Annotated in this window: 24 protein-coding genes; 9 read left to right on the plus strand and 15 right to left on the minus strand. The window is 69.7% G+C overall.

Annotated features, from left to right (window positions below; genetic code table 11):
• Window position 1: 1 nt before the first annotated feature.
• Window positions 2-277 (minus strand): acyl carrier protein, encoded by a 276-nt coding sequence (locus ABT304_RS26685; protein ID WP_160025076.1) that lies wholly within the window; start codon window positions 275-277, stop codon window positions 2-4.
• A gap of 182 nt (window positions 278-459) precedes the next feature.
• Between ABT304_RS26685 and asnB the strand changes: the two genes are divergently transcribed.
• From asnB to ABT304_RS26705, 4 genes are read left to right on the plus strand one after another with little or no spacing between them, the layout of a single operon-like run.
• Complete coding sequence (gene asnB / locus ABT304_RS26690; protein ID WP_350719868.1) at window positions 460-2,511, plus strand: asparagine synthase (glutamine-hydrolyzing); 2,052 nt, start codon at window positions 460-462, stop codon at window positions 2,509-2,511.
• Window positions 2,508-3,527, plus strand: a complete 1,020-nt coding sequence (gene nadE / locus ABT304_RS26695; RefSeq protein WP_350719870.1) for an NAD(+) synthase — start codon at window positions 2,508-2,510, stop codon at window positions 3,525-3,527. The genes asnB and nadE overlap by 4 nt, the downstream gene beginning before the upstream one ends.
• Before the next feature lie 16 nt (window positions 3,528-3,543).
• Window positions 3,544-4,188 (plus strand): SRPBCC family protein, encoded by a 645-nt coding sequence (locus ABT304_RS26700; protein ID WP_350719872.1) that lies wholly within the window; start codon window positions 3,544-3,546, stop codon window positions 4,186-4,188.
• 5 nt (window positions 4,189-4,193) lie between these two features.
• Window positions 4,194-4,529, plus strand: a complete 336-nt coding sequence (locus ABT304_RS26705) for an ArsR/SmtB family transcription factor (protein WP_350719874.1) — start codon at window positions 4,194-4,196, stop codon at window positions 4,527-4,529.
• 921 nt (window positions 4,530-5,450) lie between these two features.
• Here the strand turns inward: ABT304_RS26705 and ABT304_RS26710 are convergent.
• From ABT304_RS26710 to ABT304_RS26730, 5 genes are all read right to left on the minus strand, one after another.
• Window positions 5,451-6,725 carry an HNH endonuclease signature motif containing protein gene (locus ABT304_RS26710; RefSeq protein ID WP_350719876.1) on the minus strand — a complete coding sequence of 425 codons (1,275 nt, stop codon included), beginning with the start codon at window positions 6,723-6,725 and terminating at the stop codon, window positions 5,451-5,453.
• 371 nt (window positions 6,726-7,096) lie between these two features.
• The gene (locus ABT304_RS26715) at window positions 7,097-7,498 is read right to left on the minus strand and encodes a VOC family protein (RefSeq protein ID WP_350719877.1); all 402 of its coding nucleotides are present in this window, start codon (window positions 7,496-7,498) and stop codon (window positions 7,097-7,099) included.
• On the minus strand, window positions 7,491-7,898 hold the full coding sequence (locus ABT304_RS26720) for a holo-ACP synthase (RefSeq protein WP_350719879.1): 408 nt from the start codon (window positions 7,896-7,898) through the stop codon (window positions 7,491-7,493). Before ABT304_RS26720 ends, ABT304_RS26715 begins: the two co-directional genes overlap by 8 nt.
• A gap of 28 nt (window positions 7,899-7,926) precedes the next feature.
• The gene (locus ABT304_RS26725) at window positions 7,927-8,802 is read right to left on the minus strand and encodes an SGNH/GDSL hydrolase family protein (protein WP_350719881.1); all 876 of its coding nucleotides are present in this window, start codon (window positions 8,800-8,802) and stop codon (window positions 7,927-7,929) included.
• Window positions 8,803-8,804: 2 nt separating this feature from the next.
• Window positions 8,805-10,376, minus strand: coding sequence for a class I adenylate-forming enzyme family protein (locus ABT304_RS26730; RefSeq protein WP_350719883.1), 1,572 nt, complete (start codon window positions 10,374-10,376; stop codon window positions 8,805-8,807).
• A 164-nt stretch (window positions 10,377-10,540) separates the two neighbouring features.
• Here ABT304_RS26730 and ABT304_RS26735 point away from each other — a divergent pair, with 164 nt between their 5' ends.
• Genes ABT304_RS26735 through ABT304_RS26750 form a run of 4 tightly spaced genes read left to right on the plus strand, consistent with a single transcriptional unit; the run spans window position 10,541 to window position 14,158 of the window.
• Complete coding sequence (locus ABT304_RS26735) at window positions 10,541-11,203, plus strand: hypothetical protein (RefSeq protein ID WP_350719885.1); 663 nt, start codon at window positions 10,541-10,543, stop codon at window positions 11,201-11,203.
• Between the two features lie 4 nt (window positions 11,204-11,207).
• The gene (locus tag ABT304_RS26740) at window positions 11,208-12,449 is read left to right on the plus strand and encodes an MFS transporter (RefSeq protein WP_350719887.1); all 1,242 of its coding nucleotides are present in this window, start codon (window positions 11,208-11,210) and stop codon (window positions 12,447-12,449) included.
• A complete protein-coding gene (locus ABT304_RS26745) occupies window positions 12,446-13,477 on the plus strand; it encodes a TolB-like translocation protein (RefSeq protein ID WP_350719889.1) in 1,032 nt (343 codons plus the stop codon). Before ABT304_RS26740 ends, ABT304_RS26745 begins: the two co-directional genes overlap by 4 nt.
• Before the next feature lie 60 nt (window positions 13,478-13,537).
• Entirely contained in the window at window positions 13,538-14,158 is a 621-nt protein-coding gene (locus ABT304_RS26750; protein ID WP_350719891.1) for an acyltransferase, read from the plus strand.
• A 17-nt stretch (window positions 14,159-14,175) separates the two neighbouring features.
• Here ABT304_RS26750 and ABT304_RS26755 read toward each other — a convergent pair whose 3' ends face one another.
• Both ABT304_RS26755 and ABT304_RS26760 read right to left on the minus strand, forming a co-directional pair.
• Entirely contained in the window at window positions 14,176-14,850 is a 675-nt protein-coding gene (locus ABT304_RS26755; RefSeq protein WP_350719893.1) for a LuxR C-terminal-related transcriptional regulator, read from the minus strand.
• Complete coding sequence (locus tag ABT304_RS26760; RefSeq protein WP_350719895.1) at window positions 14,837-15,586, minus strand: sensor histidine kinase; 750 nt, start codon at window positions 15,584-15,586, stop codon at window positions 14,837-14,839. The genes ABT304_RS26755 and ABT304_RS26760 overlap by 14 nt, the downstream gene beginning before the upstream one ends.
• Before the next feature lie 252 nt (window positions 15,587-15,838).
• On the opposite strand from ABT304_RS26760, the gene ABT304_RS26765 reads away from it, so the two are divergent.
• The gene (locus ABT304_RS26765) at window positions 15,839-16,927 is read left to right on the plus strand and encodes an LCP family protein (RefSeq protein ID WP_350719897.1); all 1,089 of its coding nucleotides are present in this window, start codon (window positions 15,839-15,841) and stop codon (window positions 16,925-16,927) included.
• Window positions 16,928-16,947: 20 nt separating this feature from the next.
• Here ABT304_RS26765 and ABT304_RS26770 read toward each other — a convergent pair whose 3' ends face one another.
• From ABT304_RS26770 to ABT304_RS26800, 7 genes are all read right to left on the minus strand, one after another.
• A complete protein-coding gene (locus ABT304_RS26770; protein WP_350719899.1) occupies window positions 16,948-18,297 on the minus strand; it encodes an LLM class flavin-dependent oxidoreductase in 1,350 nt (449 codons plus the stop codon).
• Window positions 18,297-19,058, minus strand: a complete 762-nt coding sequence (locus ABT304_RS26775) for an ABC transporter ATP-binding protein (RefSeq protein WP_350719901.1) — start codon at window positions 19,056-19,058, stop codon at window positions 18,297-18,299. The genes ABT304_RS26770 and ABT304_RS26775 overlap by 1 nt, the downstream gene beginning before the upstream one ends.
• Window positions 19,031-19,882 carry an ABC transporter permease gene (locus ABT304_RS26780; protein WP_350719903.1) on the minus strand — a complete coding sequence of 284 codons (852 nt, stop codon included), beginning with the start codon at window positions 19,880-19,882 and terminating at the stop codon, window positions 19,031-19,033. The genes ABT304_RS26775 and ABT304_RS26780 overlap by 28 nt, the downstream gene beginning before the upstream one ends.
• Window positions 19,882-20,943, minus strand: coding sequence for an ABC transporter substrate-binding protein (locus ABT304_RS26785; RefSeq protein WP_350719905.1), 1,062 nt, complete (start codon window positions 20,941-20,943; stop codon window positions 19,882-19,884). The genes ABT304_RS26780 and ABT304_RS26785 overlap by 1 nt, the downstream gene beginning before the upstream one ends.
• Window positions 20,944-21,145: 202 nt before the next feature.
• Window positions 21,146-22,294, minus strand: coding sequence for an Rv3169 family protein (locus ABT304_RS26790; RefSeq protein ID WP_350719907.1), 1,149 nt, complete (start codon window positions 22,292-22,294; stop codon window positions 21,146-21,148).
• Window positions 22,291-23,454 (minus strand): phosphotransferase family protein, encoded by a 1,164-nt coding sequence (locus tag ABT304_RS26795; protein ID WP_350719909.1) that lies wholly within the window; start codon window positions 23,452-23,454, stop codon window positions 22,291-22,293. The genes ABT304_RS26790 and ABT304_RS26795 overlap by 4 nt, the downstream gene beginning before the upstream one ends.
• Window positions 23,455-23,529: 75 nt before the next feature.
• A complete protein-coding gene (locus ABT304_RS26800; protein WP_350719910.1) occupies window positions 23,530-25,185 on the minus strand; it encodes an enoyl-CoA hydratase-related protein in 1,656 nt (551 codons plus the stop codon).
• Window positions 25,186-25,330 lie beyond the last annotated feature (145 nt).

The raw sequence follows: 25,330 nt of genomic DNA on the forward strand, positions 1-25,330 counted from the left end.
GTCAACTAGCAAGGCGCTCTCGTTCCTGGGCCGCTGTCTTCCGGCCGACGTACGCCACCAGGTTGGCGACGCCGTCGAGGTTCTCGGGCACGGTCTCGGCCTCGTCCACGGAGATCTCGAACTCCGCCTCGAGGAACTCGATGAGCTCCAGGATCCCGGTCGAATCGATCACGCCCGACTCGACCAGCGACTCCGACGGCCCGGGCAACCGGGTCTCATCACCCAGCAGCAGGCTGTCCAGGATGAAGCCTTCGATCGTGCGCTGTACGTCCGCCATCACATCTCCCTGTTTGTGAACGGTCTACGAATGCCCCTCCGTTCTGTCAGCCGAAGCGGCTCGGGAGCAGAAATCGGGCCCGGAGATGCCGACATTGGGTGATAAACGGGGCGATCCCGGTGCCCTGGCATACCTGCGCGAGCAAACCTTCGGGCACCGTCCGGGATCGATCGAGGAGCGCCATGTGCGGGATCTGTGGGGTGCTGAGCAGCACCGAGGCGCCTGACCCTGCCCTCGTACGGGACATGCTGGGCGCTCTCGCCCACCGTGGCCCCGACGGCAGCGGCTACTACCGCGACGAGCGGGTCGCGCTCGGCCACACCCGGCTGGCGATCGTGGACACGGTCGGCGGCACCCAGCCGATGGCCGGCCGCTCCTGCCGAGCCTCCGGCGAGAGCGAGCAGGTCTGGGTCACCTTCAACGGCGAGATCTTCAACCACGTCGAGCTCGCCGCCCAGCTCCGCTCCCGCGGCCACGTCTTTGACACCCGCTCGGACACCGAGGTCATCGTGCACGCCTGGGAGGAGTGGGGGCCGGGCTGCTTCGATCGGTTCAACGGCCAGTGGGCGCTGGCGATCTGGGACCGCCGGACGGAAACGCTCGTCCTCTCCCGGGACCGCTTCGGCGTCCGCCCGCTCTTCTACACCCGCGCTGCCGGCCAGCTGCTCTTCGCCTCCGAAGTCAAGGCCCTGTACGCCTCCCCCGACGTCCCGCGCGAGCTCGACCCGGCCGGGCTGGACCAGGTGCTGACGCTGTGGTCGGCGGTCGCGCCGCGCACCGTCTTCCGGGACATCGTGCAGGTGCCGCCGGGCTCGTACCTGACCTTCAGGGAGGGCGTCGAGGTCGAGCGTCGCTACTGGGCGCCCTCGTTCCCACCGGCGGGAGCCGAGGAGCTCACCGATCTGGAGGCCAACGCCGAGGCGCTGCGTACGACGCTGATGGCGGCCACCCGGCTGCGGTTCGAGCGCAGCGACGTGCCCGTGGCCGCGTACCTGTCCGGCGGGATCGACTCCGCGGTCACGGCAGGGGCGATCGCCGCCGGCAGGATCGACCACAGCGCGTCGGCGCCCTTGCATACGTTCTCGCTGCGGTTCGCCGAGGCGGAGTTCGACGAGGGCGGCTTCCAGGCGCTGATGGCCGAGCGCCTCGGCACCGTCCACCACGACGTCGTGGTCAGCGAGCGCGACATCGCCGACGTCTTCCCCCAGGTCGTACGCCACGCCGAGTCGCCGCTGCTGCGGACCGCCCCGGCGCCGATGTTCCTGCTGTCTCGGCTCGTCCGGGAGGCCGGCTTCAAGGTGGTCGTCACCGGCGAGGGCGCCGACGAGGTGCTCGGTGGCTACGACATCTTCCGCGAGGCCAAGATCCGGGATCTGTGGCTTCGGGACCCGGCGGCCGCCGAGGCGGCGGTCGAGCAGCTCTACCCGTGGATGCACCGCTCCCCCAACCAGGCGCCGGCGTTCGCCCGCAGCTTCTTCTCGCGCAACCTCTCGGCCGACGACCTGGCGATGTCGCACCGGCCGCGGTGGGACTCCACGGCGGTGCTGGCCTCGATGCTGCGGCCCGAGATCCGGTCGGTCGGGGGCAGCGCGGCCGGCGTCGTCGACGCAATGCCCGCCGCGGCCGCCTCGTGGGACCCGGTCGCGCGCGCCCAGTGGCTGGAGATGACGACCCTGCTGCCCGGCTACATCCTGGCCTCCCAGGGCGACCGGATGCTGATGGGCAACTCGGTCGAGGGCCGGTTCCCGTTCCTCGACCCGCACGTCGCCGAGCTCGCCGGCCGAGTCCCGGCCGAGCACAAGATCCACGGCATGGACGAGAAGCACCTGCTCAAGCGGGCCTTCGCCGACCTGGTGCCCGAGCAGATCCTGCGCCGCCCCAAGCAGCCCTACCGGGCGCCCGACGCGGCCGCGTTCTTCGCCGGCGGCACCCCGGACTGGGTCTTCGACGTCACCTCCGACTCCGCGCTGGAGGCCGCCGGGGTCTTCCGACCGGAGCTCGTCCAGCGGCTGCTGGAGAAGGCCCGGCGAACGGACGGCCGGGGCCTGGGCAACACCGACAACATGCGCCTGGTCGCCGTCCTGTCCACCCAGCTGCTGCACAGCGAGCTGCTCGCCGCACCGACCTCATCGGCCGCACCGACCTCATCGGCCGCACCGCCGGCCCCGCTCACCGTCTTCGACACCACTCTCGGGACCACCAGCCTCGAGCCCACCGGAAGGACCTCAGCATGACCACGACCAGCTCAAGAACGAGCCCCGCCGCAGCGTACGGACTGGAGACCCTCAGCTTCGACGAGGAGGCGGAGGCGAACCGGATCGGCGAGACGATCCGCCGCTATCTGGTGGCCAACAAGCGCAAGGGCATCGTGCTCGGCGTCTCCGGCGGGATCGACTCCAGCGTGGTCGCCGCGCTGGCGGTCAAGGCGCTGGGCCCGGATCGGGTCTTCGCGCTGCACATGCCCGAGCAGGAGTCCTCCGACGACACGATCGGGTTCAGCACGAAGCTGACCGACGCCCTGGGGATCGACTCGGTCCTCGAGGACATCTCCCCGGTCCTCGTCGGCCTCGGCGCCTACCAGCGGCGCGACGACGCGATCCGGCGGGTCGTGCCGGCGTACGGGCCGGGGTGGAAGTCGAAGATCGTGCTGCCTAGCGTGGTCGACTCCGACGCGTTCCGGCTCTTCTCGGTCGTCGTCGAGGACCCGTCCGGCGCGCAGAGCACGCACCGTCTGACCACCGAGGCCTACCTGGAGATCGTGGCCGCGACGAACTTCAAGCAGCGTGCCCGCAAGGCGCTGGAGTACTTCCACGCCGACCGGCTCAACTACGCCGTCGCCGGCACCCCCAACCGGCTCGAGTACGACCAGGGCTTCTTCGTGAAGCTCGGTGACGGTGCCGCCGACGTGAAGCCGATCGCACATCTCTACAAGTCGCAGGTCTACGCGATGGCCGCCCATCTCGGCGTACCCGAGGAGATCCAGGCCCGCCCCTCGACCACCGACACCTACTCGTTGGAGCAGTCGCAGGAGGAGTTCTACTTCTCGCTGCCCTACCAGCGGATGGACCTGTGCCTCTACGGGCTCAACCACGACGTCCCGACCGCCGCGGTCGCCGAGGCCACCGGGCTCACCGACGAGCAGGTCGAGCGCGTCTACCGCGACATCGAGCAGAAGCGGCGCACCACGGCCTACTTCCACGCGGCGCCTGTGCTCGTCGAGGAGGTTCCATTGAATATCAAGACTTCTTGATATAACGTCGGGAGGCATGAGCACACCACCCTTCATCCCTGCCGACCACCTCGGCGCCGTCAACCGCGCCCTGACCACCACGACCCGCGGCGGTGAGGAGCTCCGCGTGCTCGTCGTCGAGCGCAGCTACGACGCCGAGCCCGACGAGGTCTGGGACGCGCTGACCACCAAGGAGCGCATTCCGCGCTGGCTGATGCCGGTCACCGGAGACTTCGAGGTCGGCGGCCGCTACCAGCTCGAGGGCAACGCCGGCGGCGAGATCCTCGCCTGCGACCGCCCGAAGCTCCTCTCGATCACCTGGGCCTACGGCGACATGATGTCCTGGGTCGACGCGACCCTGACCGCCACCGGCGGCCGTACGCTGCTCCGCCTCGAGCACTCCGCACCCGTCCCGCCGGAGCAGTGGAAGGAGTTCGGCCCCAGTGCCGTCGGCATCGGCTGGGAGCAGATGCTGCTCGGCCTGGCCCTCCACCTCTCCGCCCCCGAGGCCGAGAAGATGGACCCGATGTCCCCCGACTCTCTGCCCGCGATGATCGAGCACACCCAGGGCTCCGCCGCCGCCTGGGTCGAGGCCGACATCGCCTTCGGCACCTCCCCCGACCAGGCCCGCGCCGCCGGCGAGCGCTGCGTCGCCGCCTACACCGCGATGCCGGAGCAGTAGCCGCGTTGCACGCCTTCGACGTCCTCGGCGATCCCGTACGCCGCCGCATCCTCGAGCTCCTAGCCGACGACGACCTCACCTCCGGGCAGATCGTCGAGACCATCTCCGCCGAGTTCGGCATCCGCCAGCCCGCCGTCTCCATGCAGCTCAAGGTCCTGCGCGAGCACGGCTTCGCCAACGTACGCCCCGACGGCACCCGCCGCATCTACTCCCTCGACACCGGCCCCATGGCCGAGGTCGACGCCTGGCTCACCCCCTTCCGCCGCTTCTGGACCCAACACCTCGACGCTCTCGACACCGAGATTCGACGGGGGCGTCGGAAGGGTTCTACGGGGGACTGAAGCCGCATGAGGGACCGGCCGCCGACCCGTTACGGAGGGTGTTCTCGCCGAACCCCGGAGTCAAGGACGGCCTTCGGCCGCCGGCTTCGCCGGCCGCTTCGCGGTCCTTGACACCGGGCTCCGTCGAGAATTTTGGCTGGCTATCGGGTCGGCGGCGGGGTCTGGCGCAGCGGATTCAGTTGGGCACGGGCTTGGGGCCGTGGACTTGGTCGTGCGCCGGCGGATCGTGCTTCGCGGGTGCCTATGGCAGTGGGCGCGATCTTGTGAATGCTTCACAAGCCGGGCCGTTGTTCATGACCGAGGTGAGTTCGGTGCCGGTCGGGTCACGAGTTTCCCACTGATCGGGAGAGTTGCCCATGGGCGTGGAGGTTCCCATGCTCCGGTGCCATCTCTCGGGACAGCGGTGACAGTTCTGCCTCACGACATCGGTGACAGTTCCGGTGGTCTTGGTGGTGACACTTCGTTTCGAGCTGGGCGGGCTCAGTCACCTTGCGGGTAGGCGGCTCGACTTCCCGGGTGTCGAAAAACCAGCCTGACGATGCCCGTGTCCGTCTCGCGATCTCGCTGTGGCCCGACGACGCGCCGCGTGGGGCGGTGACCACGTTCTTCGCCGAACACGGAATCCCGTCACCGATGTCTTGAACGCCGACACAACCGTCACCAATGTCCTGAGACATGACGCAAGCGTCACCGATGTCTTGAGACATCACATCCCCACGCTCCGGAGCATGGGGAATCTTCGCTGCGGTGAGGAAGTGTCCTTGCCGGTGGGGAGCGGCGGGCGTGGAGTCGAGCAAGGGTGCCTGGAACGCTCATTTGGGTTACCGGGACAGGCACCCTTCAGGGAGAGCTGAGACCGGTCGACGGTTGGGGTTCTCGCCTTGCGATCAAGACCCGGTGAAGTGATTCCTGCCCGGCCGGTTAGGGGCGGCGGGTGAACCTGATGGTGCCGTCGGGTAGTCGCTCATGGGTATAGCCGGGTGCGTGGGCCAGGCGGTGATGATGGGGACAGAGCAGCGCCCCGTCCTTCAGATCCGTCTTGCCACCTGCGGCCCACGGTTCTAGATGGTGGGCGTCGCACCATTCCGGTGGCATGTCACAGCCCTCGGCCTGGCAGCACTTCTGTTGCAACCGGAGTGCCTTGCGTTGGATGGGCTGGAAGAACCTGCTGCCCCGACCGGCGTCGAGGACCTCACTGTCGCCGCCGAGGACCCAGGGGATGATGGTGGCGTTGCACGCCATCCGCCTCGCCTCGGCCGCGGAGATGGTGGTGCCGTTGGTCTCGTCATAGCCCAGGGTGGCGATGCCGAGGTCCTTGCGGAGCTCCTCCAGGGAGATGACCACGTTGATGGTGGTCGCATCCCCACCGTGACGGGGCAACGCGGCGGGGTCGATCGTCTCCAACAGGCGGGTGAAGCCTTGGCCCATCAGTCGTTCCCACGGCGGTAGCGGGGCACCCTTGCCGACGAGTTGTTGTTTGCGGGGTTGGGCCCAGGCCTCGACCAGCCGCTTGAACCGCATCCCGATCGAGGTCGGCAGGACCCCGTCGAACCCAATGGTGCCGTCGTGGTTGTCCCAGACTCGTAGCGCGGTCTTCTGCTGAGCACGCTCCTCTTCGGCGAGGAGGGCTTTGGCTTCGGCGTCGTCGAACCGGGCCGGGTCGATCTCACGCAGGATCCGTCTCCCGACGATCCGCAGTTCGTTGGCGGTCAACTGGGTGGCGTAGTCAACGAGCAGCTTCTCGGCCAACACCAGGTCCTCGCCGCTGGCGACGGGGTTGGTCTCGATCTTGTCGAGCGCCTGGGTGATCACCCGCGCTTTGTCCTGGGACACCACACCTTCAGCGAGGCCGGTGGCGACGAGGTCGTACTTGGTGACCGCTGCCGCGAGCTTGATCTGGGAACGAGCCACGGCTTTGTCGACGAGCAGTTCGGTCCGCATCCAGGCGGATGCGTCCTTGTCACCGGTCTCCTCGGCGATGTCGGCAGCAGTCGCGAGCACCCTCAGCTTCAACGCGGCTTGTTGGGTCTGGAGCTTCTCCAACCGCTCGAGCAGGTCCTTCTTCTGCCCGGTGCGCCAGTAGGCAGGATCAGCCGAGAGCAGGTCGTGAACGGCGGTCTCGATGGCCTGCAAGGCAGCGTCGATCGCCTCGCCGGGGCTGGTGCCCCAGGGGTCGATCGAGCGGCCGAGACTCATCGCTGTCCTCTCCTCGGAGGTGTGCTGTGATGGGTCTGATTCTACGCTCCGCGCCTCGATCACGCCATCTATTTTCCCTGATCAGAGCCTCTTTTCGCGGTGAGCGAACGACCTCGAATCTGTGGATGGTAAATGGCCCGAAGGGCCACCCTCACACCTCTCAACGCCAGCCCAAACGCGTACGAATCTCTCCGCGCCACACCCGGGCCGCCGCCCCGATAGCCAGCCAAATCTCTTCTCGACGGGCGCCGGTGTCAAGGACCGCGAAGCGGCCGGCGAAGCCGGCGGCCGCAGGCCGTCCTTGACTCCGAGGTTCGGCGAGAAGACCCTCAAAGCAAGGGTCGGCGGCCCACCCCAACCCCGAAAGAACCTCAGCGGATCCGAGCCCGACGCCGATCAGTAGTGATGAGCTCGACATTGATCCCAGCAGCCCGGACGAACGCGATGAGCTCGTCGTCGAACATCTCCCCCGGCTGAGGCGGACTGAGCGTACGAGCCCCGGCGACCCCGAGCTCGACCAGAGTCGACTCGAGATCAGGTGCCATGAAGGCCAGGTGATGGAGACCGTACGCATGCGGCCCAGGAGTCACCGGAGTGATGAGTTTGATGGCGATCGAGTCGGGCTTCTCCAGGAAGACCCCGGAGACCCCGTGGCGGGTGTTGACGACCGGGTCCGTGACGCGGCGGTAGCCGAAGAGCCGCTCGAAGGCGTCAGCGGTGCGGAGCAGGTCGCGGACCTGGATACCGATGTGGTCGAGTCGGAGGTCAGGCATCGTCACCTCGCATCGGAGCACCTTCGGCGACGGCGGTGGCGATGGCCATCCGAGGCCCGGGAACGGTGGCGACGCGGACCGCGGTGACTCCGGCGAGAGCCGCGAGGTCGGCCGCGGGGCCGTCGAGAGAGACCGAGAGAGACCCGGGAGCATCCTCGAGCACGGTGATCCCGCGCCACGGCAGCGGCCCGGACCATTCGCCGGGACCGAGGGCCTTCCAGACGGCCTCCTTGGCGGCGTACCTCATCGCGAAGGCCGTGGCGGGGGTCGTGGCGGCCATGCACTGGGCGATCTCGGCGTCGGTGAACCAGCGCACCGCGAAGCCGGAACCGCGCATCGCCAGGAGCCGAGCGAAGCGCCTGATGTCGGCGACGTCGATGCCGACCCCCTGCAGGCTCATCGCACGCTCATCGCCCTGTGTCAGCACCTCAGGCAACCGGACTGTGGGTCGCCACCATCTTGAGCAGCTCGGCGGCGACGGCCTCCGAGCCGGCCTCGTTGAGATGACCGCGGTCGAAGGTCAGGTTCTTGTTGAGCACGTAGTAGGTGGTGCCGTCCTGGCTGCGCTCCCCGGTGCCCTCGGCCTCGGCGGCGGCGATGTCGACGAGGCGGCCGGTGGAGCCGTACTTCTCCCGGATCATCGCGTTGTAGCGCTCCCGGGCGATGTTGTCGGCCGGCCCCATCTCGTCGTCGCGACCCAGGGCCGCCTTGACCTTGGACTTCCAGTTGCGGTCCGCGGTGAGCGGCACGGTCGTGTAGAGGAAACGTACGTCGGGATGGGCCGCCTCGACCTCGTCCATCATCGACACATAGGCGTCGAAGACGGCCTGCACGTCGGTGGAGGCGGTGATGTCGACGTAGCAGAGCTTCATCAGCGCCACGTCGACGTCCTTCCCGGCAGGGCTGTCCACCAGCTTCGTGAACGCGGCGAACTTGCTGAGCGGTTCCTCGTTCACCCCGATGTAGGCATGCCGCATCGTCGCGGCCTCCGCCTCAGTCATGCTGGCAGCGGAGATCTCGGGACCCGTCACATCGGCCATGGCCGGCGCCGGCATCGAGGCATCTGCGTACACCTTCGAGACCCCGTCGAGGATGTTCATCCCGACGGAGTTGTGCCCGAAGAGAACTTTGGTCTGCCCCACGACCTGCAGCTCGGACTCGCTGGGCTCTGCGATCGCGACCTGCTCGTTCATCCCTGGACTCCTCAGCAACCATGCCGCGGCCAGCGCGACCGCGACCACCAGCAATCCTGCGCACACTCCGGCCAGCACCTTCACCGGACCGGACACCTTCCTCTTCGACATCCTCAACCCACCTTGACCCCTTCGAAGCCGGCATCATCCGCATCATCGACGTCGTCGTCCTGTCCCTCGGCCGGCTCCTGGGCCAGCCGCAGACACATCGCGCGTACGTCGCGCTTGATGACCTTCCCGTTCGCGTTCATCGGCAGCGCGTCGACGAAGCGGACGACCTCGGGCACCATGTGCTTCGAGAGCCGCTCGCGACAGTGCGCGATCACGTCGGCGCCGCGCAGCCCCGACCCGCGGCGCCGCACAACCACCAGCTCGACCCGCTCGCCGGCGGCATCGTCCGGGAGCCCGACCGCGGCCGCCGCCACCACGTCCGGCAGATAGAGAGCCGCGGACTCGACGTCCTGGCTCGCGATCCGGTGCCCCCACGACTTGATGAAGTCCTCGACCCGGTCGACCACGTAGATGTAGCCGTCCTCGTCGACCTTTGCCAGATCTCCCGTACGCAGCATCCCGCCGGGCATCTTGCGGGCCGTCGCCTCGGGGTCGTCGAGATAGCCGGGCGAGATGTTCGCGCCGCTGGCCCAGATCTCGCCGACCTCACCGGGGGCGACGTGCACCCCGTCGCGGTCGAGCACGCGCAGGTCCACGCCCGGGATGCCCCGGCCGATCGACCCCGGTCGCAGGGAGACCTGCTCGGGCGGGAGGTAGGAGAGCCGAGCGGTGGCCTCGGTCGCGCCGTACATCACGAAGACCCGCGCCTGCGGCTGGGCCCGCGCCATCTGCTCCACCAGAGCCGGGGCCAGCCGGCCGCCGGCCTGCTGGATCGTCCGCAGCGACGGCAGCGCCGTGCTGCCGAAGGTGCTGTTGCGCAGCAGCATCCCGAAGGTCGACGGCACACCGGCGAAGCCGGTGCAGCGTGCGGACGCCATCCGATCCACCACCGCCTGCGGGAAGACGAACGTGGGCTGGATGATCATCGCGGCACCGGCACGCAGATGGGTGTGCAGGAGCGAGAGCCCGAAGACGTAGGTGAACGGCAGCACGACCAGCATCCGGTCCTCGGACGTGATGCCGAGGTAGCCGAGGATCGAGGTCGTGTTCGCCTGGATGTTGCGGTGGGTGATCCGCACCGCGCGGGGGTCGCCGGTGGTGCCGGAGGTGAACATGTAGAGCGCGTCCTGGTCCGGGTCGACCTCGACCGCGTCGGACAGCTCCACCGGCGTCGCTCGCTGCTTCGGGACCAGCCGCTCCTTCCGCTCGACCACGACCGGGAGGCTCCTGGGCAGGCTCAGCCGCAGCGCCTCGGCCTGGGCCCGGCCCACCAGCAGCGCGTCGGCGCCGACCCAGCGCGCCCGGGCCACCACCTCCTCGGTCGGCAGCGTGACGGCCAGCGGCACCACGATCAGCCCCATCCGGAGCGCCGCGAGATAGGCCGAGGTCCAGAACAGCCCGTTGGGCGCCATGATCCCGACCGGCGTGCCCGGATTCAGACCGAGCACGGAGAGCCGTCCCATGAGCACGGACACGCTGGCTCGCAGCTCTTCGAAGGTGTACTCGCGACCCGCTTCGGCGAGCGCGATCGAATCCTCGGGCGCGTGCTCGAGAAGAAAGTCGGCTGTGTTCAACGTGGCCCGTCCCCCGGGATGCTTGGGCCGGGACCGTTCCCGGCTACGGCAACGTCGCATGCCTCACCTCGACCGGCGGTGGGCCGCTCGGCAGGCTGCCTGAAATTGAGTACGCGACCCACCCATCGGTCCCGACTCGACTCCGCTACGCGTCGACTGGTCCCGTGAACCTCAAGCGCCTTCTCATGTTCGTGCTGCTCGGCGTGCTCGTCGGCGTCGCGATCTTCTGGATGCCGGGGCGCTTCGCCGACTCCTCGTCCGGCAAGGACGGGGGCGGCTCGACCTCGGCGTCCCAGACGGGCTCGCCGGGAGCGGGCCCCAGCTCGGACTCGAGCGCCGGGTCCGGGTCCGGCCGGAAGTCGGAGTCGGATCCCGAGCCCGCGACCGAGGCGCTGCCGGAGGCGGCCTCGACGCCGAGCGAGTCGGGCCTGCCCGGACTCACCGAGAAGCCGCGTACGAAGACGGCCGCGCTGATCACGGAGCCGCTGCCCAAGCAGGCGGTCCGCAAGGGAACCCTCGTGGCCGGCTACCCCGCAGCGCTCGAACCCCCGTCCCGCACCACGGTCGACGTCTCCAGCGTCTCACCCGCCAAGGGCGCGCTCCAGGTCGCGCTGACCGCGAGCTGCCGGAAGCCCTGCGACGTACTGCGTCACTTCCGGACCCGCCTCGCGCAGCATGGCTTCAAGGAGGTCACGACCACATCGGTCGAGAACACTCCCGCGATGTCGATGCACCGAGGCGACGAGACGGTGAGCGTCACGGTCACCCACACCGGCCGTCGCAACGTCGACTTCACCCTCTACTCCGTCCTCCACACGAAGACCTGAGCCGGTGTACCTGTCTCTCAGCGACCGTCCCACCTCGAGTGCCGAGCCGCGGCAGACCGGCGGGCGGGTCTCCCGAACCGTCGTCACCCTCGGCATCGTCAGCCTGCTGACCGACATCTCCTCGGAGTCGGTCTCGGCGATCCTGCCGCTCTACCTGACCGCGGTGGTCGGGCTCTCGCCGGTGGCGTACGGACTCATCGACGGGCTCTACCAGGGCGTCTCCTCGCTGGTTCGGATCGCCGCAGGGTGGGCGGCCGACCGCACCGACCGGCCGCAGCCGGTGGCGCTGGCCGGCTACGCGATGAGCGCGGTCGCGCGGCTCGGCCTGATCTTCGCCGGCGGCTTCGGGACGATCTCGGCGGCGATCTCGCTGGACCGGGTCGGCAAGGGCGTACGCACGGCTCCGCGCGACGCGATGATCGCCGCCTCCAGCGACCCGGCGCACCTCGGCCGCAGCTTCGGTGTCCACCGGGCGCTGGACACGATCGGGGCGACGCTCGGGCCGCTGCTGGCGTTCGTGATCCTGTGGCGGATCGCCGACGGCTACGACACCGTGCTGGTCGTCTCGCTCGGCTTCGCGGTGCTCGGGGTGGCGACGATGGCGTGCTTCGTGCCGTTCCGCACCGGCGCCGTCCGCCGGACCGCTCCCCGACGCAGCGAGCCGCGCCCCAAGGTGCGTTGGTGCACCGTGCTCACGCCCGGTCTCGCGCGGGTGACCGGGGTGTCCGCCGTACTCGCCCTGCTCACCATCGGTGACGGGTTCGTCTACCTGGCGCTGCTGGAGACCGGCGGCTTCGCGGCGCAGTGGTTCCCGGTCCTCTACGTCGGCACCAACCTCGCCTACCTCGCCCTGGCCGTCCCGCTGGGCCGGCTCGCGGACCGGGTCGGGCGGATCAAGGTCCTCGTGCTCGGCCACCTTCCGCTCGCAGCGGCGTACCTGTGCGCCGCGACCGGGTCCGGCGCGCTCTGGACGACGTGCGCCGCGGTGCTCCTCCTCGGCGTCTTCTACGCAGCGACCGACGGCACCCTGGCCGCGGTCGCCGGGCAGCTGGTCCCCGAGACCGTACGCGCCAGTGGCATCGCCACCGCCCAGACCGCCGTCGCGCTGGCTCGCCTCGTCGCGGCGACCGGCTTCGGCCTGCTCTGGTACGCCGTCGGTCCCCAGGTCGCGATGCTCGCGGTCTGCGTGGTGCTGCTCGCCGCGATCCCGGCCGGGCTCGCCGTGATGCGCAGGGCGGTGCGATGACGACGTTCTGGGTCAAGCAGCGCACGACGATCTTCGGTGCGATCGTCGTCCTCGTCACGGCCGGCGTGACGGCGTACGCCCTCTCCGCGATCGCGGAGAACGACCGGCGTACGTCCCGGGCGACCGACGCGACGACGACCTCCATGGCGCAGATCGAGAAGGGGCCCAGGATCCTCTTCCGGCACACCGGACGCGACGCCGACTACGGCCACGTCGGCGCCGTGGCGCTGGCCGCCCCCGGCGGCGCCCGAGCGCTCACCGACCTGAGCTGCGACCGGGTCTACGCGCAGGTGCGCTCGGTCTCGTGCCTGACGACCGAGCGGGGCGTGGTGAGCCGCTACCGCGCGACCGACCTGGCGACCTCGACTCCGGGGAAGGCGTGGCGGGAGGTCGACGGGACCGATCTGCCGGGGCTGCCCAGCCGCACCCGGATCTCGCCGGACGGGCAGCTGGTCTCCTCGACGGTGTTCGTCAACGGCGACTCCTACATGGTCAGCGGCTTCTCGACGCGCACCCTGATCCGCCGGATCGGCGGGGCGAGCTACGGAGACCTGGAGAAGTTCAGGCTGGTCGTCGACGGCCGCGAGGTCTCCCCGGTCGACCGCAACATCTGGGGCATCACCTTCGCCGACGACGACCGCACCTTCTACGCCACGGTCGCCACGGGCGGACGGACCTACCTGGCCCGCGGCGACCTCACCGAACGCTCGCTGACGACCATCGCCGACCACGTCGAGTGCCCGTCGCTCTCCCCCGACGGCACCCGGATCGCGTTCAAGGAGGCCGACAAGGACGGCACCCGCTGGACGCCCGCGGTCCTCGACCTCGACACCGGCCGGCGCACCGTGCTCGCCGGTGAGACCCACAGCATCGACGACCAGATCGAGTGGCTCGACGACGACACCGTCCTCTACGGCCTGGAGCGCGAGGGCGAGCCGGTCAGCGACGTCTGGGCGCTCGACACCACCTCCTCCGCGAGCCCGCGCGTGCTCGTCCCGGAGGCGGCCTCGCCCGCGGTTCTACGCTGAATCGGGTACTCCATCCCGGGTCTGTCCCACCCGCCGTCCGAGTCCCGGTTTGCTAGCGGAATGACCCTCGAGAAGACCGGCGCCGAGGCCCGGATCGAGCCCAGCGCGGATGTCGACGAACGTGCCACGATCGGCGTCGGGACCCTCGTGTGGCACCTGGCCCAGGTCCGGGAGCACGCCCGGGTGGGCAGCGAGTGCATCATCGGCCGCGGGGCGTACGTCGGTCCCGGCGTCGTGGTGGGAGACCGCTGCAAGATCCAGAACCATGCGCTGGTCTACGAGCCGGCGGTGCTCGAGGACGGCGCGTTCGTCGGGCCGGCGGTGGTGTTCACCAACGACTACCTCCCCCGCGCCGTCAACCCGGACGGCACCCTCAAGGACGGCAAGGACTGGGAAGCCGTCGGCGTGACCGTACGCACCGGCGCCAGCATCGGCGCCCGGGCCGTCTGTATCGCGCCGGTCACCATCGGCGCGTGGGCGATGGTCGCGGCGGGCGCCGTGGTCACCCGCGACGTACCCGACCATGCCCTGGTCGTCGGGGTCCCGGCGCAGCGGATGGGCTGGGTCGGGCACGCGGGCGCGCCGCTGGTCGCCCAGGGAGATGCCTGGCGCTGCCCGAAGACGGGCACGCTCTACGTCCTGCGCGGGACGAGCGAGGACGACGGCCTGGTCGCGCTCTGAGGCCGAACGACCGAGGGTCAGGCGGCCCGCCACTCGGCCTTGTGGGCGATGCTGACCGCCGCGATCTGCGAGGAGACGCCGAGCTTGGCGAGGATCGACTTCACCTGGGTGCGCACCGTCGCCTCGGACACGACACGGAGCTTGGCGATGTCGCCGACCGTGAAGCCGTCCATCAGGTGCTCGAGCACCTGCGACTCCCGCGGGGAGAGCTGGGCGAGCCGACGGCGGATCTCGATGACGCCCTGCTCCTGCCCCACCCACGCCCGGATCAGACGCTCGCGGTCATCGACGTCGAGCACGCTGTGGCCGTAGTTGAGCCTGCGTACGGTGCCCAGGATCTCGCCTAGCGGCACCGTCTTGGACAGGACCGTGCGCGCCCCGACGTGCAGGGCGTGCCCCCAGCGGGTCTCGTCGGTCGAGCCGGTCACCACGACGACGTCGGCCCCCGCCCGGGCGAGCGGGGCGATGAGGCGTACGCCCGAGCCGTGCTGTCCCAGGTCGAGGTCGAGCAGGACGATGCGCGGCTGGGAGCGCATGATCAGCGAGGTGAGCTTGGCCTCCGAGGGCGGCTCCTCGGGCAGGTCGACGCGGTGGGCGTCGTAGCCCTCGAAGGTGAGAGCCAGCTCGAGAGACTCGGCGAACAGGGTGTGGTCCTCGACGATGACCACCTTCACCCTCTTACGCGGCGACACCACGGCGACCTCCCCGGGTCGGGGTGTCGTGCTGGTCGGCCCCGTCGCCCGCCCTGCCATCGGCACAGCCGAGCATCGGGATGCCGAGGACGAAGGTGGTGCGCTCGCTCGCCTCGACCAGCTCGAGGTAGCCGCCCTGGCGTTCCATCAGGTCTCGCGCGGCGTGCAGGCCGATGCCCTGGCCCGTCGATCCAGGTCGGCTGACTCCCCAGGCGAAGATCCGCCGGCGCAACTCGGGCGCGACCCCCGGCCCGTCGTCGGTCACCGCGATCTCCACCGAGGTGCTCGTCGGCTCGGCGGCACGTACCTCGATCCGGACCGATCCGCCCCCGTGGGCGGCAGCGTTGTCGAGGAGCACGTTGAGCGCCTCGGTCAGCTGGTCGGAGTCGCCCAGCGCCAGCATCCTGCTGGGACGCCACACCACGTCGGTGCCCTTGGCCTCGTGGGCGAGCACCATCGTGGCCACCACGGCGTCGAGGTCGATCACCTCGGCCCGCATCTCACCGGCCCTCGTCTCATCGGCCTCCGGCTCCTCCGCCCTCGCGGCATCCTGCTGCCGGCGGACCATCCGCTCGAGCCGCTCCAGCTCGCTCTGCACCATCGCCGTCATCGCGGCCCGCCGGTCGTCACCGATCGCGCCGGGCGAGTTGAGCAGCGTGGTCGCCGCCCGGATCCCGGCCAGCGCTGAGGCAGCCTCGTGCAGCCGGGCACGCTCGTCCCGACCGACTCTTGACATCGACACAGCTCTCCCCTGGTCATCCTCGTCGTGCCACGCCCTCCCAAGACGTAGCCAGGCGGCATGAAACACGCGTGGACCCGAAGGTCCGACGTGAACAGCGCCGTACGGCAAAGGGACTTTACTCACTCAACCGGGGGGACGTATCGCCTACCTATTTTTGGTTACCGGCCGTTACCGACTGGTGCCTCAAATTGAGGAATGGCGAGCATCTGGACCCCATATAGACGGAGTCCCGGGTCCCATACTCGGGTGGCCATCCTCGATCATCCGCCCGTGCCGCCGCAGCCGGAGCCTGCGGACGAGCCCCCCGCGCGCGGATGGCGTCGTGCTCGCAAGCCGCTCATCGGGCTGCTGGTGTGCCTTCTCCTGCTCTGCGCCGCGGCCCTGACCGGGATCCTGTGGCTCCAGGCGAAGGTGGAGGGCAACATCCAGCGGCTGCCCGACACGTTCACCGGCCTCACCGACCGGCCCGCCAAGCCCACCTCCGGGTCGGCCGCCGACGCGATGAACATCCTGGTCCTCGGCACCGACACCCGATCCGATGCACCGACCACCGGAGCCGAGGCGCCCGGCTGGGAGCCGGGCCAGGCACGCTCCGACACCATGCTGCTCGTCCACATCGACGGCGACCGCGACTCCGCCTCGGTGATCTCGATCCCGCGCGACTCCTGGGTCGACATCCCCGGCCACGGCAAGGGCAAGGTCAACTGGGCCTACTCCTTCGGTGGCCCCAACCTCACGGTCGAGACCGTCGAGAAGATGACCGACGTACGCATCGACCACCTGACCGTCATCGACTGGGACGGTTTCAAGGCCCTCACCGATGCGATCGGTGGCGTCGACATCGACATCCCGAAGACCGTCTACGACTCCGCCCGCGACGTCCGCTGGGAGGCCGGCCGCCACCACCTGGACGGCGAGCAGGCTCTCCTCTACGTACGCCAGCGCTACGGCCTCCAGGACGGCGACCTCGACCGCGTAGCCCGCCAGCAGGCCTTCCTGCGCACCCTCCTCAAGCAGACCCTCGAGCAGGAGCTGCGCAAGAACCCCGACCAGGTCCTCGACCTCCTCTCCCTCTTCGCGAAGCACGCCTCGGTCGACGACGACTGGTCCACCACCCAGATGGCCAAGCTCGCCGCCTCCCTCCGCAACCTCCGCACCGACGACATCAGCTATCTCACCGTCCCCACCGACGGCACCGGCATGGTCGGCGACCAGTCGGTCGTACGCCTCGACCCCTCCCGCGACCGCGACCTGTGGCGCGCTGTCCGTGAGGATCGGATGGGCGAGTGGGCTGAGGACAACCAGGACCTGCTCACCCCCGACGTCGTCCGCTGACCCGCCGACTCGGCGGGGGTTCAGGAGGCGGCCTCGACCTCCGTCACACCCGGGACGAGGCGGTTGGCGGGGCGCGGTAGGCCGTAGTGATCCCGGAGGGTTGCCCCGGTGTACTCGGCGCGGAACAGGCCTCGCTCCTGGAGGATCGGCACGACCTTCGCGGTGAACGCCTCGATGCCCGAGGGCAGCACGGCAGGCATGATGTTGAACCCGTCAGCAGCCCCGTTCTCGAAGTAGTGCTGGATGGTGTCGGCGACCTGGACGGGGGTGCCGGCGAAGGTCCGATGCCCTCGCCCGCCGCCCAGTCTCCCGATCAGCTCACGGACCGTCAGCCGATCACGACGAGCCCAGTCGACGACGAGCGTGTAGCGGCTCTTGGCACCTTCGATGGAGTCCTCCGAAGGCAGATCGTCGGGCAGCTCCGCATCCAGGTCCAGCCGCGAAGGATCGACCCGGAGCAGCTGAGCGAGCTGAGTGACGGCGTACTCCGGAGCGATCAGCCGGTCGAGCTCGGCCTCCAGCTCACGCGCCTCGGCTTCGGTCTCGCCGAGGATCGGGACGATGCCGGGGAGGACCAGTACGTGGTCGGGGTTGCGACCGGCCGCCACGACCCGGCGCTTGATGTCGGCATAGAACGCCTGGCTCTCGGCCAGCGTCGGCTGGGCGGTGAAGATCGCCTCGGCCCAGCGGGCCGCGAACTCCTTGCCGTCGTCGGAGGAGCCGGCCTGGACGAGCAGCGGGTGGCCCTGCGGCGGACGGGCCAGGTTGAGCGGGCCCTCCACCGAGAAGTGAGGCCCCACATGAGAGATCGGCCGAATCCGGTCACCGAGCGCATGCACCCCGGCGTCCTTGTCCGCCACGATCGCGTCCTCGGCCCAGCTGTCCCAGAGCTTGGTCGCCACCTCCAGGAACTCCGAGGCCCGCTCGTAGCGGGTCTTGTGCAGCGGCTGCCCCTCCAGACCGAAGTTGCGCGCCGCAGCGTCCCCGGCGGTGGTGACGATGTTCCACCCGGCCCGTCCGCCGGAGATGTGGTCCACCGAGGCGAGCCGACGGGCGAGATTGAACGGCTCGTTGTACGACGTCGAGGCGGTGGCGATCAGGCCGATGTGCTGCGTGGTGACCGCCAGCGCGGACAGCAGCACGGTCGGCTCGATCCGCCCCGACGGCCGACGTCCCGGCTCGCCGAACAGAGCCGGGGAGTCGGCCAGGAACAGCGAGTCGAACTTGGCCTCCTCCGCCACCCGCGCCAGATGCTGGTGCGCCGAGAGCGAGAGGTTGGCGTGCGGGTCCGAGGCAGGCAGCCGCCAGGACGCCTCGTGGTGACCGGTGTCGAGCAGGAACAGGTTGAAGTGGAGCTGTCGGGCACCCATCAGGCCACCTCCTCCTCAGCCGACTCGACCACACCGAGCTCGGCCAGCAGCTGGGCCCGCAGCGACGCGAACCGTGGGTCGCCCGGGCTCCGCTTGGCGCCCAGGTCGATCCGGAGGTCGGACCCGACGACGCCGTCGACCAGCACGATCACCCGGTCGGCGAGCGCGATCGCCTCGTCGACGTCGTGGGTGACCAGCAGGATCGCGGGGTTGTGGGCGGCGTACAGCTTCTTGAGCAGCTTGTGCATCTTGATCCGGGTCAGCGCGTCCAGGGCTCCGAACGGCTCGTCGGCGAGCAGCAGCTGCGGGTCGCGGACCAGCGACCGCGCCAGCGCCGCGCGCTGCTGCTCACCGCCGGAGAGCTCGTGCGGCCAGGCCCTGTCGCGGCCCTCGAGCCCGACCTCGGAGAGCGCCTCGAGACCACGGGCCCGGGCGTCGGCACCAGGCAGACCCAGGACGACGTTGTCCAGCACCCGCCGCCACGGCAGCAGCCTGGAGTCCTGGAAGACGACCGAGACCCGCTCGGGCACCTCCACGACACCCGAGCCCGAGACGGCACGGTCGAGACCGGCCAGCGCTCGCAGCAGCGTGGACTTCCCCGACCCCGAGCGCCCGATCAGCGCCACGAACTCGCCGCGGGCGATGGTGAGGTCGAGCCCGTTGAGCACCCCGCCCGCCTCGGAGAAGCTGCGGCGCAGCCCCTCGACGCGTACGGCGGGTCCTTCGGGTGCCGTCAGTGACTCTCCAGCGTGCGTCGCCATGCCAGTGCCTTCCTCTCGGTGAAGCGGACGATGCCGTCGGCGACCAGGCCCAGCAGGGCGTAGACAACCAGGCCGACGACGATGATCTCGGTCTGGCCGTAGCTGGACGCGAGGGTGATCATGTGGCCGATGCCGCTGGTCGCGTTGACCTGCTCGACGACCACGAGCGCCAGCAGCGCGTTGAGCACCGCGAACCGCAGCCCGAGCAGGAAGCCCGGAGTCGCGCCCGGCAGCACGACGTGCCGGACGAACGCGCCGCGCCGCAGACCGACGGTCTCGGCGAGCTCCGCGTAGCGACTGTCGATGCCACGCAGCCCGTTGTGGGTGTGGATGTAGATCGGGATGAGTACGCCGAGCGCGATCGTGATCACCTTCATCGGCTCCCCGATCCCCAGCCACAGGATCAGCAGCGGCATCAGCGCCAGGCTCGGGATGGCCCGCTTGACCTGCACGGGACCGTCGATCACCGCCTCCCCGACCCGGCTGAGCCCGGAGACCAGCGCCAGCGCCAGCCCGACGCCGACCCCGATCACCAGCCCGAGCGCGGCCCGGTACGCCGAGGTCGCCAGCGCCTCGGGAAGCCGTCCGTCGGCGATCAGCCGCTGAGCGGTCTCGATGACCACCCACGGCTCGGACAACGTACGCGGATCGAGCACGCCCGTCGCCGACGCGAGGCACCACAGCCCCAGGAGCAGGATCGGTCCGATCCACAGCGTGCCGGGGACCCGCGGCCCTGGGCCGAGCCGGCGGCGTACGACCCTCTTGTCGGTGATCTTCTCGGAGACGACGCCGACGATCGGCGCTTCGACTGCCGTGGTGGCCATCACTGACCGCCCTTCACGGCCTCTGCGATGACCTTCTCGTAGCGGCGGTCATAGAGCTCGGCGACGTCCAGCTTCGGATGGTTCTGCTCCTCCGAGAGGATGTCCGCGGTCTCCTGCTGGCGCTCGATGAAGCCGTCCCAGTTCTCCGGGATGACGTTCTGCCCGGAGGTCTCGAAGACCTTCTTGCCGTCCTCGAAGGTCAGACCCTCGTGATCGACGTAGTAGGCCTGGATCCACTCGTCCGGGTGCTCGTCGACCCACTTCTCGGCCTTGACCCACAGCCCGAGGAAGTCCTTGAACGCGGCCGCCTTGCCGGCGTCCTCGAAGGTCTCCTCCGGCCCGTAGATGAGGGTCGAGTCGTCGCGGATGCCGGTGCGGATCGAGGTGGCACCGTCGCGGCCGTACTTGGCCAGATAGGAGGTCAGCTGCGGCCCACCGAGCGGGGCGACGTCGACCTGGTTGGAGGCCAGCGCGTTGGAGAAGGTGTCGTCGACGCTCTGGATCTCGACCAGCTCGACATCCTTCTGAGTGAGCCCGGCAGCCCTGAGCGTCTTGAGGACCAGCGCGCCCTGGGCCTGGCCGGGCGAGTAGGCGATCTTCTTCCCCTTCAGGTCCTCGACCGTCTCGACCTTCGACTTCGGCGCGATGCCGAGCTCGTAGATCGGATTGTCGAGCGGGTCCGGGTTCTCGGTGACCGCGACGATCTTGACCGGGGTGTCGGTCCAGGTCGCGAAGAGCGGCGGGATCTCGGCGACGTAGCTCGCATCCAGCGCGTCGGCGCGGAACGCCTCGATGCTCTTCGGACCACCGGAGATGTTGGCCCACTCGATCTCGTAGCCCTCGACCTCGTCGATCAGGCCGGACGTCTTCAGCGCGACCTCGATCGGCGGGAGCCCGAGGCGCAGGACGGTCCCCTCCGGGACCTGGTCGGGGAGCGCCGCGTCGGCGGCGAGCTTGGAGGCACTGGACGCATCGGCGCCGCCGCACGCCGTCAGCCCCAGGAGCAGGCTCGAGAGAACGGCGGCGATGGCGGTCAGGCGCGGTGGGGTGGGGCGGATCATGGCTCTCCTCTGGTTGGTCCGTCCAAACCAGAGTAAGTTACTAGAGTTTAGCCATAAATGCCGTTTCGGATCCTGAGACCCCCGAGACGTCAGGTACGCAGGCCGAGACGTCACGCGCGTCGGCCGAGATGGCAATCGAGTGCCAACTCGGCCGACCGGAGTGACGCCTCGGCCGACGGGGGCGACGCCTCGGCGGGGTGGGTCAGACGCGGTCGAACCAGTCGGTGAACCCTGAAGGATCGTGGCGACCGAGGACCCCGTGCTCGAAGAGCCCCCAGCCCTCGACCCCATCGGCACCCGGACCGTGCGCGACCGCGCGCCCGACGTGGTCGATCACCCCGAACGGCACCCGGCCGGCGACGTCGGGCGATTTCATGTCATAGGTCAGCCGCTCGGTGAACCCGGCGCCCTTCCAGACCCCGTGGGACCAGTCGGAGTCGCCGCCGTAGCCGCCGCCGACATGGATCGGCACCCCCAGCAGCGAGGAGACCTCGAGCACCAGCGGCTCCCCCGCCGGAGTCGTGCACGTGATCGTCGCGCCCTCCGGGAGGCGCGTCCCCTCCTGGTAGCGGATCCGGACGTGCGGCCAGCCGAGCTGCTCGAACCGGCCGTCGGCGAAGGTACGAGTGCAGTCGTTGAGGGTGCGATGACCGTCCGGCGTCTCCTGGATGATCAGGACGACGGCGAACTCCTCGAACCGCAGCGGCACATACAGCCACCACATCCCCTCGAACGCCGGCTCCGCGGGCCTGCCGGGCGGCACCCCCTCCCCGGACGGACGGATTCCCCAGGAGCGGTCGCGGGTGCCGACCCAGCGATCGCGGTCGACGGCGATCGACTCGCCGTCGACCTCGATCACCCCCTCCCAGGTCCCGACCTGCGCGAACCGCTGCGCGTCGAGCACCGTCGCCGCACCCTGGCGCATCACGTGCGGCTGCTCCTGAACCACCTCGAACGAGCCCTCCCACCGCAGGTCCAGGGCGATCCCATGGGTCTCCTCCATCACCAGCCGGAGCTTCCGCAGCGGCTCCGAGACCTCGATCCGGTACGCCCCGACCCGCTGCTCCAGCCGGTCGCCGCCCCGTGGGTCGGCGCCGTCACCCAGATGCACCGCGGTCTGCTCGTCACCACGGCGGAGCAGGACGTACGCATCCTTGGTGCCGAGGTTGGGATAGAACCCCATCCCGGAGATGAGGAAGAGGTCGCCGGTGCGGTCGTGGGCGTTGAGGTAGCAGCGGTCGTAGAAGTTGCGGTCACTGCTCCCCGCCCAGGCCACCGGGCGCGGAAGCTGGTGGATCGGATATTCATCGAGCGGGCCGACGCCGACATACTCCCCATGAGCCCCGCTCATGCCCCGACCTCGTCCAGCATCGCCGCGAACATCGTCCGGTGGTAGAGCACCGACTCCGGGTCCTCGGGCGCCTCGATCTCACCGAAGTGGATCTGCCGCGCCGCGATCCGCAGGTAGATGATCCCCCACATCACCGCCGCATGGACCTCGTGCCAGGTCAGGTCGCCGAGCTCGACACCGCTCGCCGCGGCATAGGTCTTCCGGACCTCGTCGGCAGTGAGGAAGTCCGGCATCCCGGGCAGCTCCAGCATCGAGGCCAGGTCCTCGAAGATGCGGTGGGCGAAGATCATCCAGGTCACGTCCATCTCGCGGGGCCCGAGACTGACCATCTCCCAGTCGAGGACCGCCACCGGCGCGAAGTCGCGGTAGATGATGTTGCCGATCCGCGCGTCGCCCCAGGACAGGACGGGCTCGCCGCCATCTTCGGAGAGGCCAGTGTCGGGAAGGTATGCCTCGAGCCAGGCCAGACCTCGCTCGACCAGCGGCGAGCGGCCACCCCACTCCTCGGCGGTGGAGGCGAAGGCGTACCAGGCCCGGGTCTTGGCGAGGTTGCGGGCGATCAGCGTCTCGCCGGAATGACCGGCCGCGGCGGGATCGAGGAAGGCGAACCGCGAGGCGGCGTCGGGGATCGAGTGGAGCCCGGCGAGCACCTCGACCGAACGCCTCTGCAGCGCCGCGCGGTCCGAGGGCGAGGCGTCGAAGAGCCAGCTGTCGCCGAAGTTGTAGGGCATCACGTCGGGCGGGACGACCCCCTCGACCCGCTCCATCAGGAAGAACGGCGTCCCCAGGACCGAGCCGCTCATCTCGGCGAGGCCGACCTCCGGCACCGGCACCGGAGACAGCGAGCCGGCCAGACGCATCGCGTCGTACTGAGCCTGCAGGTCATAGGTCGCGAAGACCGGGATGTCCTCGGGCCGGGGCGCCACCCGCAGGACGTACGCCTTCGCCTGCCTCTCTCCGTCGACGGTCGAGGTGACGTCGAGCAGGACGGTCTCACTGGAGAGCCCGTTGGCATCGATGCCCCCGATGAGCGCGACCTCGGGATCGGCACCGGGCGGTAGCGTCGCGGCCAGCCACTGCTCCAGCCTCGCGCCGATCGCCGCAGGGTCGCGGCCCGATCGCTGGAAGGTCATCTCGGGCGGCGGGGGCGCCTGGGTCACGTGCTCCTCCTGGTGGCGTGTGAGTCAGGTCACACACCACCAGGTTGGTGGAACACGTTCTAGTTTGTCAACCGGTCAGAACCGGATCTTCGACGGCGTCTCGGTCGGTGCGGCCTTGGTGACGAACGCCTTCCGCTTCGCGGCGAACCCGAAGCGGTCGTCGAAGATGTCGCGGGCCATCTCGGCCAGCTCGATGCTCTGGTAGTAGGACATCGGCATCGCAGAGGCGCGGCGTGCCTCGCGGGCCGCCAGGGCCGGGACGTACGCCTCGGGCTCGGCGACGCTCTGCGCCAGGTTGCGCAGCCAGCCGTCGAACTCCGCCGCGTCACGCGGACCGAGATCGCTGACCATGTCGATCCGCGCGGCCTCGGTCGCCGAGATCGGCAGCTTCGCGCCGAGCAGCTCGTCGGCCTTCTCCGCGCCGACCCGGCTCGGCAGACCCCAGGTGTGCAGCTCGGAGCCGAAGATGCCCATGTCGTAGTAGGGGTTCAGCACCACACCGGCGCGCGCGACCGTGATGTCGGCACAGAGGCCGGCCATCACCCCGCCGGCTCCGGCATTGGCCGTGAACGCGGCGATGGTCAGCTGCTCGGCCTCGGCGATCGCCAGGCAGAGCTCGTCGATGGCGCGGATGTTGTCCCAGGCCTCGGACGCCGGGTCCGGCGCCGCCTCGATCACGCCGAGGTGGATGCCGTTGGAGAAGGCGTGCTCGGTACCGCGTACGACCAGGACCCTGGTGTCCTCGATGAGCGCCTTGCGGACGGCATCGGTCATTCGGCGGCACTGCTGGGTGTACATCGCTCCGCTGTAGGAGCGGAGGGTGAGATAGCCGACGTCGCCGTCGCGCTCGTAGGTCGTCTCGGCCAGCGCATCCGGCATCCGCCGGTAGGGCGCGTGCCCAGCGTCGAGCACCCAGGCGGCCGGAAGCTTGGGGCCGCGCTTCTTCTCGAGCGTGGCGGCGTAGCCGACCCACAGGGTGCCCTCGCCGGTGGCGATCGCGACGGCGTCGGTGTCGACCCCGACCACGGTGCCCGGCTCCACGTCGCCATGGTCCTCAGGCGTCGTGGCGGCGTCGAAGAGGCAGTACGCCTTCCCGTCGACGATCGCCGGCGCACCCGGGGCACCGTCGGCGGCCGCGATCCGCCGGGCGATCTCGGTGGCCGGCGCGGACCAGTCGATCTCGAAGGCCGTGCGGCGCAGCAGCGGCAGCTCGCCGGTGCCCTCGACCTCAGCGGGCCACTCCTCGGCAGGCTTCGGAGCCTCCCCCGCGGCAACCATCCGGAGAACCTCCGCGACGCAGTCCATCGCGGCATCGGCGACCGGGCCGTTGTAGAGCGCGCTCTTCGCGATCGGGGCCTCGGGCATCGCGAAGGTCTTGGTCGCCCAGACCGGGCCGGCGTCCATCTCCTCGACGGCGGACAGCGCCGTGACGCCCCAACGCGAACGGCCGTCGATCGTGGCATGGTCGAGCGAGGACGGGCCCCGGTCACCGACCGGGCCCGGGTGGATCACCACCGTTGGATAACGACCCCAGACCTCCTCCGGCACCCGGTGCTTGAGGAATGGGCACAGGATCAGCTCGGGGTCGATCGCCTCGACGGCCGCCACCAGGGACGAGTCGTCATGAACGGGTGCCAGCACGACGCCGACGTCGTGTCCACCCTCTTTCAGATCGCACCAGACCCGCTGGGTCAGGCCGTTGAACGCGGAGACGAGCAGCAGAATGCGCATGTGGGGGAAGTGTCCTTACTCGTAGGTAACCCGACCAGACCTCTTATCCCCAGGGGGGTATAAATCCCCCGAGGGGTGTCACTGTATCGAGCGCACCCCTCCGGCTGCACACCTGGTGTCCAGGAGAGGGACGGAAGACCTGGTG

The organism is Nocardioides sp. NPDC000445 (assembly GCF_040300245.1).
Classification (GTDB): Bacteria; Actinomycetota; Actinomycetes; order Propionibacteriales; family Nocardioidaceae; genus Nocardioides.